The following is an 11,184-nucleotide window of genomic DNA, read 5'->3' as shown; positions in this document are numbered from 1 at the left end:
GTCGCCACGCTCCCATTCGTCGGTCCACGCTGTGCGCAGCATGCGCGCTGGCTTACCCGTCAACGACCGCGACCGCACGGTGTCCGACGAGGTGGCGGCCAGAAATTTGTCCCGCACGACAGCCGGGGTCTCCGCCTCCTCGGTGGTCAGCCACACCGAACCGCACCAGACACCTTCGGCGCCCAATGCGAGTGCGGCGGCGATTTGGCGACCCCGGGCGATTCCTCCCGCCGCCAGAACCGGGATCGGCGCGACGGCGTCCACCACCTCGGGCACCAGCACCATCGTCGACACCTCACCGGTGTGCCCGCCCGCCTCGGTTCCCTGGGCGACGATCAGATCGACACCGGTCTCGGCATGCCGCCGTGCGTGCCGAGTGCTTCCGGCCAGCGCCGCGACCAGCACATCGCCGTCGTGCGCCCGGGTGATCAGGTCTGCCGGAGCGGGGCCGAGAGCGCTGGCAATCAGCCGGATCCGATGGCTGAAGGCGACGTCGAGCAGCGGTTCGTATCCCTTCGGTGAAATATTGAGCTGGCCGGGCGGTCGGCGCTTTGCATCGCTGGAAGGCTTTATCCCGTAACGGATTAACAGCTCGTCGACAAAGGCGCGGTGTTCGGCGGGTAACAACTCGCGAACGTGGTCGGCGTCGATGCCGCCGCGGTCGTCTCCGACGTATTTGGGCGGCAGCAGCAGATCGACGCCGTACGGCTTTCCTCCGGTTTGCTGTTCGATCCAGCCCAATTCACTGCTCAGACGTTCCGGGCTGTGTGCGACGGCCCCCAAGATGCCGAAGCCGCCGGCGTTGGACACGGCGGCCACCACGTCCCGGCAGTGGCTGAACGCACAGATCGGGAACTCCACGCCGAGCATTTCTGCCACCTTCGTCCGCATCGCCATGACGCTACGAACTACTGATTGGCATGTCAATATGTTTCGCTGCACTGCTGATTGATATGTCAATCGCACCGCGTATTTAACTGACTGACATGTCACCCAGACTTTTCGTGCACAAAATCGCGAATTTGTAATCCACTTCGATGACACGACGCGCGTACAACAAGCCTAAAGAAAAGGAAACAATTCTTCTGACATGCAAGAAAGCCGTGGACTGAGGGCCCCGACGGAATTGACGCCGACGTAGAGACCTGCAGCATCCCGAGAGTGGCTTTGCGCTCCCAACCCGGCCGCCGTCGCCCACTCTGCTATTACCATTGAGCGGGAAATGACTGCTGTCGAGACGATTGTCGACCGTCCTACACACTCCGGTTCGGTTCACATCTTTCCCCTTGACGGCGCAGAGCCGACAACCTGAGTTGCCATTTCTGCTGCGGCGATTCAGCCTACCGACGTATTTTATCGCCACCGTATGCGGCGAACCTCGTCGCGGGCTAACCAGCTGGCAATCGGAATTGCGCTGCATCGACGGCGGACTGTCACCGGTTTGGACCTGGACAGGTAGCGCGCGCTCAATACCTGGCGCGTTGCGTATAGAAAGAGGGCGAATCGCGTACTTCGCCTTCCCGTTCGGCGCCAGACTGGAACGCTCACGCAGAGTGCTGGGAATGGTCAATTCGGCCACAGTCGTCACCTTACCGCCGCAGGCAGCAGTCGCAATCGCTATGCGAAGTCCAAATGCGTTGGCGGACAATGACTGACATGTCAGTCAGTTAGGTGCCTGGTACTTGCCCATCAGGCGGCCAGCTCTGCACATCGGCTTCCAGCGGCACTTGCAGACTCAGCAGAATCGAGGAGATCATCCGCCACGCACCGATCGCGGTCACCAGCTCGACCAGTATCGCGTGATCGGATCCGAACACCTGCCGGCACGCCGCCCAGCTATCCGCGCTGACCACACCGTCGTGCACCACATCGTCGGTTGCCGCCAGCACGGCCCGCTCGCTCGGCCCGAATCCCTCGCAGGACCGCCAATCCCGAACTCCCAAGAGGTCGTCGGCGCTGATCCCGAGACCCTGCGCGACCCGCCAGTGCTGAGCCCATTCGTATTCGCATCCCGTCAGCCACCCGATCCGCATGATCGCCAGCTCGCGCAGACGCAAATCCAGCCTGCCTTGCCACAGCATTCGGGCGAGCAGGTCGTTGAGGCCGGACGCGAGCTTGGGGTGGTTCAGCAGCACCTGGAAGATAGCCAGCTCGGCCATGTAGTCCGGGACACCCGCTTCATCTGCAGCAGCTCTGGCCTCGTCCAGTGGTAGACGGGGAACGCGGGCTTCTCGGTCAGATGTCACGCTGGTAGGTCAAACCCTTTAGCCGGCAACAGATCCCGCTTCGGCGAACGGCGCACCGAAGTCGGCTACCCGACCGAAGCCGTCTTTGCGCGCCGCAGCGGCACCCATCCTGCACAGTGCACTGGTCGCGACGAGCCCGGCGTGGTCGACGATCACGAATGGCGTCAGCAACCGGTTGTGCACCAACCCGATCGCCAAGCCATGCTCCGGGTCGGTCCAGCCGATGGATCCACCGAGACCGACATGCCCGAAACCAGGGACAACATCCAACGGCAGGCGGTGGTAGCCGAGGTGGAATGCCAGCGGTATCACCAAGTTTCCGTCCGGTCGCAGGCTTCGCCGCCCGTTCAGGCCGGCCGCGACTTCCGGAGACAGAAACTGGGTGCCGTCGATCCGGCCGCCGTTGGCGATCGCCGCATACATCCGCGCGAGTCCGCGTGCAGTCGCCACGCCGTTGACGGCCGGGATCTCCGCATCCAGCAACGGGATATCGCCTTGGGCAACCGCTTTCACGCCTGGGAAATACATCGAGCTGAAACCGGCGGCCTGCGGGATCGCAGCAACCATCGGCGCCACCGCATTGAACACCGGGTTCTGGAAAGCGCTCTGCGGCATGATGATCTGCGTATTCTGCGTCGGGGCGTCGGCAGGCGGCCGGCCCAGATGCAATCCGTCGGTGCCCAGCGGTTCCGCCAACTCTTCGCGGATCAACTCCCGCATGCCTTTACCGGTGACCGCGCGCGCCAGCCCGGACAGCAGCCAACCGTAGGTCAACGCGTGGTAGGCCGACCGGCCGAACGAATAACCGGGACGTGCGGCCGCGAGGCGGCGCTCCATCAGTTCGTGGTTCAGCAGATCTTCCTTGCTGGCACCTCGCAGGGCTGACAGACCGGCCTGGTGCCGCATCATCTGGCGGACGGTGATGTCGGCTTTCCCGTTGGCGCCGAATTCCGGCCAATAGTGGGCGACCGGGACGTCGTAGGCGATCAGGCCCCGGTCGACGAGGCGATGGATGACCGTGGAGGCCATGCCCTTGGTCGCGGAGAACACCATGCTCGCCGAGTCGGCCGTCCAGGGCACCCGGCCGAGCCGGTCCGCATAACCCGTCCACACGTCGACGACAGGTTCCCCGTCGAGGTAGACCGCCAGCGCCCCGCCGCCGAATCGGCTGCCGTGGAATGTTCCGGCGAAACTGCGCACCGCGCAAGCGAAATGTGGATCGGCTGCGCCGTGAACACCGCGCGGCAGCACCGACCGGCGATTGCCCACTACGTCGAGGATCATGATGTCGAACCTAGTAGGTTGACTCTACGAACGAAGTAGAATTTACCCATCCGTTGTCGAAGCTAGCTCTAATATTTGCTGAGCGGCCAGGGCTGGTGTCAATTCTCCAGACAGAACCCGGCGCTCGACGTCGGCGCGGGCTTTGCGAACCGCCGGGTTGGACATCACCCGGTCCAACACGGTGTCGCGGACCATCTGCCACGTCCAGTCGACCTGTTGGGCCCGTCGGCGCACCTCGAAATCCCCCGCTTCGGTGAGCACATCGCGATGCCGCTCTATTGTGTCCCACAAGTCTTCCAGGCCAGTGCGTTCCAACGCGCTCATGGTGAGAACCGGCGGACGCCAGAGGGTCTCGCGCGGATAGATGAGCCGGATCGCCCCGGAGAGCTCGCGGGCGGCTTTTCGAGCCTCCGCCTGGTGGTCGCCATCGGCCTTGTTGACCACCACGATGTCGGCGAGCTCGAGCACACCCTTTTTGATGCCCTGCAACTGATCGCCGGTGCGCGCCAGGGTGAGGAAGACGAAGGTGTCGACCATGTTGGACACGGCGACCTCGGACTGCCCGACGCCCACGGTCTCGACCAGGATCACGTCGAACCCGGCTGCTTCCAAGAGCACGATGGTTTCGCGGGTGGCCTTTGCGACCCCACCCAGGGTTCCCGATGTCGGTGACGGGCGGATGTAAGCATCGGGATGTGCCGCCAATTGCGGCATCCGGGTTTTGTCGCCGAGAATCGACCCACCGGTGCGGGTCGACGACGGGTCGACGGCCAGCACCGCCACTCGATGTCCGCGTCCGATCAGGTACATGCCAAGGGCTTCGATGGCGGTCGACTTACCGACTCCAGGCACCCCGGTAATTCCAACGTGCAGGGCGTTGCCGGCTGCCGGCATCAACTCCAAGAGCAACTGCTGCGCGCGATCGCGATGGTCGGCCCGCTTCGACTCGACCAGCGTGATCGCCCGCGGCAGCGCAGACCGGTCGCCGCCGCACACCGCCGCGGCGAGTTTTTTGATGCCGCCGCCGTTGTCAGCTGCCATGTGGCTAAAGGGTGTATTCGAGTCGATCGGCCAGTTTGTGCAGCAGATCGATTGCGGCAGCGGCGATTACCGTGCCCGGCGGGAAGATCGCCGTGGCTCCGGCTTCATAGAGCTCGTCGAAGTCGCCGGGCGGGATCACTCCGCCGACGACGATCATGATGTCGGATCGACCGACTTCGGCCAGCGCGTCGCGCAGCGCGGGCACCAACGTGAGGTGACCGGCCGCCAACGAGGACACCCCGACCACGTGGACATCGTTGTCCGCGGCTTGACGGGCCACCTCGTCCGGCGTGGAGAACAGAGCACCGACATCGACGTCGAATCCGATGTCGGCGAACGCCGTTGCGATCACCTTCTGTCCGCGATCGTGCCCGTCTTGCCCCATCTTGGCCACCAGGATTCGCGGCCGCCGACCGTCGGCCTCGGCGAATTTCTCGACGAGGGCGGTAGCGTCAGAAAGAGCGGACATGTTGCCACCTCCTTGCGTTCCCGATGCTTCGTCTCGGTAAACCCCGGCGATGGTGCGAATTTCGGCTCGGTGACGCCCGTAGACCTTCTCCAGCGCGTCGGAGATCTCGCCGACGGTGGCCTTGTGCCGGGCCGCGTCGACGGCCAGCGCCAACAGGTTGTTGCCGAGTCCGTCTCGATCCCCCTTGCCGGCCCCGCCGGAATGCGCCGCCGCCGCACGGGACAGCTCGGCCAGTGCGGCATCGACCGCCGCCTGGTCCCGATGTGCCCGCAGCTCTTCGAGTTTGGCCAACTGCTCGGCCCGTACCCGGCTGTTCTCGACCTTGAGGACTTCGACTTCCTGGTCCTCTTCCACCTGGTATTTGTTGATGCCGATCACCGGCTGGGTTCCGGTGTCGATGCGGGCCTGGGTCCGCGCGGCCGCTTCTTCGATGCGCAGCTTGGGGATTCCGTCGTTGATCGCCTGGGCCATCCCGCCCGCCTCTGCGACCTCGGCGATGTGAGCGCGAGCCCGTTGGGCCAGCTGATAGGTCAGCCATTCCACATAATACGAACCGCCCCAGGGATCGATCGGCCTCGTGGTCCCGGACTCTTGCTGCAGCACCAACTGGGTATTGCGGGCGATGCGGGCCGAGAAGTCGGTGGGCAGGGCCAGCGCCTCGTCGAGGGCGTTGGTGTGCAGCGACTGGGTGTGACCCTGGGTGGCGGCCATCGCCTCGATGCAGGTGCGTGCAACGTTGTTGAACGCGTCCTGTGCGGTCAGCGACCAACCCGAAGTCTGCGAATGCGCGCGCAGCGAAAGCGATTTCGCATTCTTGGGCTCGAATTGCGCGACCAGCTCGCTCCACAGCAGCCGGCCGGCGCGCAGCTTGGCGACTTCCATGAAGAAGTTCATCCCGATGCCCCAGAAGAACGACAGCCGCGGCGCGAACTTGTCGATGTCCAGGTTGGCATCCAGGCCGGCCTTGATGTAGTCGACACCGTCGGCGAGCGTGTAGGCGAGCTCCAAATCCGCTGTGGCGCCCGCCTCTTGGATGTGATAACCGGAGATGGAGATGGAGTTGAACTTCGGCATCTTTGCGCTGGTGTAGGCGAAGATGTCGGAAATGATCCGCATCGACGGCTTCGGCGGATAGATGTAGGTGTTGCGCACCATGAATTCTTTGAGGATGTCGTTCTGGATGGTGCCGGCCAGCTTTTCCGGCGGTACCCCCTGCTCCTCGGCGGCCACCACATACAACGCCAGGACCGGCAGCACAGCGCCGTTCATGGTCATCGAGACCGACACCGTCGACAGGTCGATGCCGTCGAACAGCTGACGCATGTCGAGAATGGAATCGATAGCCACACCTGCCATTCCGACGTCGCCCTGCACGCGCGGATGGTCCGAGTCGTAGCCACGGTGGGTGGCGAGGTCGAAGGCCACCGACAGTCCTTTCTGACCGGCCGCGAGGTTGCGCCGGTAGAACGCGTTGGACTCCGCGGCCGTGGAGAACCCGGCGTACTGCCGAATCGTCCAGGGCTGGTTGACGTACATCGTCGGGTAAGGGCCACGGACGAAAGGCGGCTCGCCCGGGAAGGTGTTCAGCGGGTAGCCACCGGACTCGGTGCCGGCGCGGTCGGCGGCGACATACACCGGCTTGACGTCGATGTCTTCCGGGGTGTGCCACACCAACTGGTCAGGGGTATACCAGTGCGCGGCCGCGACGGCCGCGATGTGCTTTTCCACCGCGTCCTGGGTCGGCCGCGCAACGCTGCGACCACCGTCCAGCGGAACGTCGGCGAAGTTTCCTACCCCGGTCGTCGTGGTCGTCATTGTCGTTATGCCCCCAACCGGTCGAGCAGGTCTGAAAGTGCCTCCACCGCATTAATTTCGGCGGTCAGGAACTCGTCGGGCCGGTGCTCTGCCTCGGCCACCGCCTGCTGCCGGCCTGCCAGGCAGACGTGCGATACCCCGGCGCTGCGGGCCGCGGCGACGACCGCTGACGCCTCGCTGCCGTAGCGGGCGTCGGTGCCACATACGACGGCGACTGCCGGTGAACCCGCGTCCGCAACCGCCCTGGCGACCTCGTCGGCATCGACCGTCCCGGGGTTGATTGCCTCGATGCCGCCGGCGGCGAGCAGATTGGCCGCGAAGGTCGTCCTGATGTTGTGCTCCGCCACCGGACCGAGCGGCAACAGCAGCACCTGCGGCCGTGACTCGCTGCGGGCCGAGTAGGCGTCTGAACGGTCACGCAACGCCTCGAACTCAGCGGCGTAGCGGATCACCTTTCCGGCCGCGAGCGGCGAATACGGCGAATCGCTCTGCGGTAGGGCCGGTTCGGTGATGTTCGGATACTCGTTGACACCGGTGATCGCGGTCTTGCGATGAGCGATGTCGTCGGCGCGCTTGCCGGCTATCGCGGCGATCTGTCCCGCAATGTAGTCAGTTGCCGCGACGAATCCGCCGCGCTGCTCGACGGCCTGGAAGCTTGCCCAAGCCTGGTGCGCCAACTGGTCGGTGAGGTCTTCGACAAACCACGACCCGCCGGCTGGATCGAGGATGCGGCCGACGTGCGACTCCTCCAGTAACAGCAGTTGGATGTTGCGGGCCATCCGGCGCGCGAAACTGGTTGCCATGCCGGGGAATCCGCCTTCGATCGCGACATCGAACGGGAACACCAGCACGGTGTCAGCGCCGCCCACTCCGGCGCCGAACGCGGCCAACGTCGTCCGCAGCATGTTCACCCAGGGATCGCGTTGGGTCATCATCGGTAGCGATGTCTCGGCGTGCACCACGGCCGCGCCGCTGTCCGGCGCACCGACGACCTCGGCGACGCGTGCCCACAACCGGCGCAGCGCCCTCACCTTGGCGATCGTCAAAAACTGGTCGTCGTCGGCAGCCAGCCGGAAGCTGATCTGCGCCAGCGCCTTGGCCGCCGGCAGACCCGACTCGGTGAGATCGCGGAGATATGACACCGCGGCGGCGATGCTGCCGGCCAGTTCCCATGTCGCGTTGGCGCCCAGATTGTGGAACGCGGGCCCGTCGACCGTGATTGCCCGGACCCCGGTGTTGTCGGCCACCCGGGTGGCCATTTCCACCACGTCCGCCAGCGTCGGTGCGGGCCGCTCGCTGAGCGCTGCGGTGAGCGGGTCGGCGCCCAAGTCGATTGACAAGATTTCGCGCTGATCGGGTTCGACGCGACCGACCAGCTCGAGTATCGCCTCACCGGCCGCGCGATACTCGGCACCGGCATCTAGTATCACCGGCGCCATGCTCAGATACACGCCGGTAAAGACCTTCTCCAGTTGAGCGGGCGTAAGGCCTGACTCGCCCACCCGGACCAGGAGCGCACTGACGCCCTCGGCCAGCCCGGCCAGCACCGCGGAGTTGACGTCGTCCGCCGCAACCCCGGCTGCCCGGTTGGCCGGGATCGCCTCGGTGACCTTCCAGCCGGACTTGACATCGCGCAGCGCATCGGCGCCGCGTACGAAGGGCCACTCGCCGGGCAGCGGAGGCTCGGGTAGCTCGTCGAGCGCCGTGTAAAGCGCCCTGATCGCAACGGCTTCGTAGGTCGGGGTATCCAGCATCTGCTCGGGCTCGGGGCCGAATGCCTCAATGTCCGCGACGTCGCGTCGGGTGCTTTTGGCCAGGACGCCGGCCACCGCGGTGCGCCAGCGAGCACGGCCCTGCTCCAGATCGGCAGGTTCAGCGGACACATCGACTGACACCGGCGGCTCCTTGTCCTCCCGCGTGACATCCCGACGCTGGTCTGTCACCCGACCACCAGGCTAAATGATGGGCGATAGTGCCACGGCACACACTGCGGCGACCGGGTTCGACGAGCCGTGCCGCCCGTCCCGGTACGGCGCACCGTACGAAGGTAGACCGGCTAACGTTAGCGCGATGATGGGTACTCGGGCGATCGTGCTCGCCCAGCTGACCTCCGGTACCCGGGCGACGGTGCTGGGGACGGTGGCAGGGGCCAACCCGGTTATTGCGAAACGATTGGGGCAGTTGGGCTTTCGTGCGAAAGCCCGCGTCGACGTGGTTCGTCGGGCGCCACTCGGCGATCCGACCATCTACCGGGTACACGACACCGAGCTGTGTCTGCGCCGCCGTGAGGCGCAGCTCATCGAAGTCGTCCCCGAAGCGGACCTATGACGGCGTGCCATGACGTCGAGGGCTCCGCGGTTACCGTCGCAGACATCCAACGGGTCGCACTGGTCGGCAGCCCCAACGCCGGCAAGACCAGCGTCTTCAACCATCTGACCGGTTTGCGGGCCAAGACCGGCAACTACCCGGGTGTCACCGTGGGCCGAAGCGTCGGCACCACCAGCGTCGACGGCGTCCAGATTGCGGTCGAGGACCTGCCCGGCACCTACAGCCTCGACCCGATCAGCCCAGACGAGCAGGTGGTGACGGACCTGCTGGCGGGCACCTGCGCGGGCATCGACCCACCGGACGCGATCGTGCTGGTCGCCGACGCCACCACGCTGCGTCGGTCGATTCTGTTGATCGGCCAGGTGCTGCGGCTGGACATGCCGTGCCTGTTGGCGTTGACCATGGGCGACGAGTTGGCGTCGCGCGGCGGGCGCATCGACACCGGCGCACTGTCAGCGGCAGTGGGCATTCCGGTGACCGCGGTCGTGGCGCACCACGGGTCGGGGATCGACGAGGTGCGGGCGCAACTGGCGACGTTCGCGCAGTGGCAGCGCCCGCCGGTGCTGCCGCCGATCGAACCGGGCGACATCGACGCGTGGGGTCAGTCCGTGCTCGACGCGGCTGATTACGTTGCGCCGCAACCAGATCCACGCACCCAGCGAATCGACCGGGTGCTACTGCACCCACTGTGGGGCACGGTCGTCTTCTTCGCGGTGATGTTCTGGTTCTTCCAGGTCTTGTTCACCGCCGCGGCGCCACTGCGCGACAGCATCGGCGACGCACTGACCGCGCTGGGCGGCCAAGTCGCCGATCACGTCGGGAATCCGGTTCTGCGCGGACTGCTGAGCCGGGGCATCATCGGCGGCGTCGGCACCGTGCTGCAGTTCATTCCGCAGATCGTGCTGCTGTTCTGCCTGCTCGCCTTCCTCGAAAGCGTCGGCTACATGTCGCGGGCGGCGTTCTTGATGGACCGGGTGATGGCCAAAACCGGACTGGAGGGCCGCGCGTTCGTCGCGATGCTCTCGTCGTTCGCCTGCGCGATCCCCGGCATCATGGCGACCCGAACCCTGCCGTCGTCGCGAGACCGGATCGCCACCATCGTCACCGCTCCGTTGATGACCTGCTCGGCACGGCTGCCGGTGTACACGTTGCTGGTCGGCCTGCTGGTGGCACCCCAGACCCGCTGGTGGGGGCTCAGCGCGCAGGGCGTCACGATGTTCCTGCTCTACCTGGGTGGCGGGCTGTCGGCGCTGCTCGCCGCTTTGGTGGTCAAATCGACGATTCTGCGCGGCGACCGGTTGCCGTTCACCATGGAGCTGCCGCCCTACCGGCTGCCGTCGCCGCGGGCGATGCTGGCCGTGGTGTGGAGTGCGGCGCGGGTGTTCCTGCGTAAAGCCGGAACCATCATCCTGGCCGCGTCTTTGGTGTTGTGGGCGCTGCTGAATCTGCCGGTCCGCGAGACACAGACCCGGGGCATGTCGCCGACCGACGCAACCGCGTACGTGATGAACCACAGCTATGCCGCCGAGGTGGGCCACGCTGTCGCGCCGGTCTTCTCGCCGCTGGGCTTCGACTGGCGGACTGACATCGCCCTGGTCGGCTCGCTGTCGGCCCGTGAAGTGTTCGTCTCGACCCTGGGTCAGGTGGCGGCGGCGTCCCAGCCGGGTGAGCCGCAGCAAGCGCTGGCCACCATGACCAACGACCGCGGCAGGCGCATCTTCACCGCACCGACGGTGATCGCACTGATGGTCTACTTCATGTTCGCGCTCCAGTGCATGTCGACGAGCGCGGTGATGCGTCGCGAAACCAACACCTGGCGATGACCCGCCTTCGCGTTCAGCTACATGTTCGTCCTCGCGTGGGTGATGGCGTTCGTCGCGCGCTCGATCGCACTGGGGCTGGGCGGATGATCCCGATTCACGCCACCGCCACCGCGGACCCGCAGCAGGTGCGCTGGGTGGTCGAGGCGGATCGGTTGCCGGCCCGCGGCGCGGTGCGCCG

Annotated in this window: 8 protein-coding genes; 2 read left to right on the top strand and 6 right to left on the bottom strand. The window is 65.8% G+C overall.

Annotation, left to right across the window (positions count from 1 at the left end):
• The 6 genes from ABDV69_RS09440 to mutA form a co-directional block, all read right to left on the bottom strand.
• Window positions 1–891, bottom strand: an 891-nt coding sequence (locus ABDV69_RS09440) for a nitronate monooxygenase (protein WP_343573496.1), incomplete at its 3' end; no start/stop codon positions are given.
• A gap of 776 nt (window positions 892–1,667) precedes the next feature.
• Window positions 1,668–2,246, bottom strand: a complete 579-nt coding sequence (locus ABDV69_RS09435; RefSeq protein WP_343573494.1) for a carboxymuconolactone decarboxylase family protein — start codon at window positions 2,244–2,246, stop codon at window positions 1,668–1,670.
• An 18-nt stretch (window positions 2,247–2,264) separates the two neighbouring features.
• Entirely contained in the window at window positions 2,265–3,530 is a 1,266-nt protein-coding gene (locus ABDV69_RS09430) for a serine hydrolase domain-containing protein (RefSeq protein ID WP_343573493.1), read from the bottom strand.
• A gap of 42 nt (window positions 3,531–3,572) precedes the next feature.
• A complete protein-coding gene (gene meaB, locus ABDV69_RS09425; RefSeq protein ID WP_343573491.1) occupies window positions 3,573–4,571 on the bottom strand; it encodes a methylmalonyl Co-A mutase-associated GTPase MeaB in 999 nt (332 codons plus the stop codon).
• A 4-nt stretch (window positions 4,572–4,575) separates the two neighbouring features.
• A complete protein-coding gene (gene scpA / locus ABDV69_RS09420; RefSeq protein ID WP_343573489.1) occupies window positions 4,576–6,855 on the bottom strand; it encodes a methylmalonyl-CoA mutase in 2,280 nt (759 codons plus the stop codon).
• A gap of 5 nt (window positions 6,856–6,860) precedes the next feature.
• Complete coding sequence (gene mutA / locus ABDV69_RS09415; RefSeq protein ID WP_343573487.1) at window positions 6,861–8,750, bottom strand: methylmalonyl-CoA mutase small subunit; 1,890 nt, start codon at window positions 8,748–8,750, stop codon at window positions 6,861–6,863.
• A gap of 175 nt (window positions 8,751–8,925) precedes the next feature.
• On the opposite strand from mutA, the gene ABDV69_RS09410 reads away from it, so the two are divergent.
• Both ABDV69_RS09410 and ABDV69_RS09405 read left to right on the top strand, forming a co-directional pair.
• On the top strand, window positions 8,926–9,183 hold the full coding sequence (locus tag ABDV69_RS09410; RefSeq protein ID WP_343573485.1) for a FeoA family protein: 258 nt from the start codon (window positions 8,926–8,928) through the stop codon (window positions 9,181–9,183).
• Window positions 9,180–11,006 (top strand): ferrous iron transporter B, encoded by a 1,827-nt coding sequence (locus tag ABDV69_RS09405; RefSeq protein ID WP_343573484.1) that lies wholly within the window; start codon window positions 9,180–9,182, stop codon window positions 11,004–11,006. Before ABDV69_RS09410 ends, ABDV69_RS09405 begins: the two co-directional genes overlap by 4 nt.
• The last annotated feature ends 178 nt before the right edge of the window (window positions 11,007–11,184 follow it).

Origin of the sequence: Mycobacterium sp. (assembly GCF_039583785.1) — a bacterium.
In the GTDB taxonomy this organism is placed as follows: Bacteria; Actinomycetota; Actinomycetes; order Mycobacteriales; family Mycobacteriaceae; genus Mycobacterium.
This window is presented reverse-complemented; position numbering and strand designations above follow the sequence as displayed.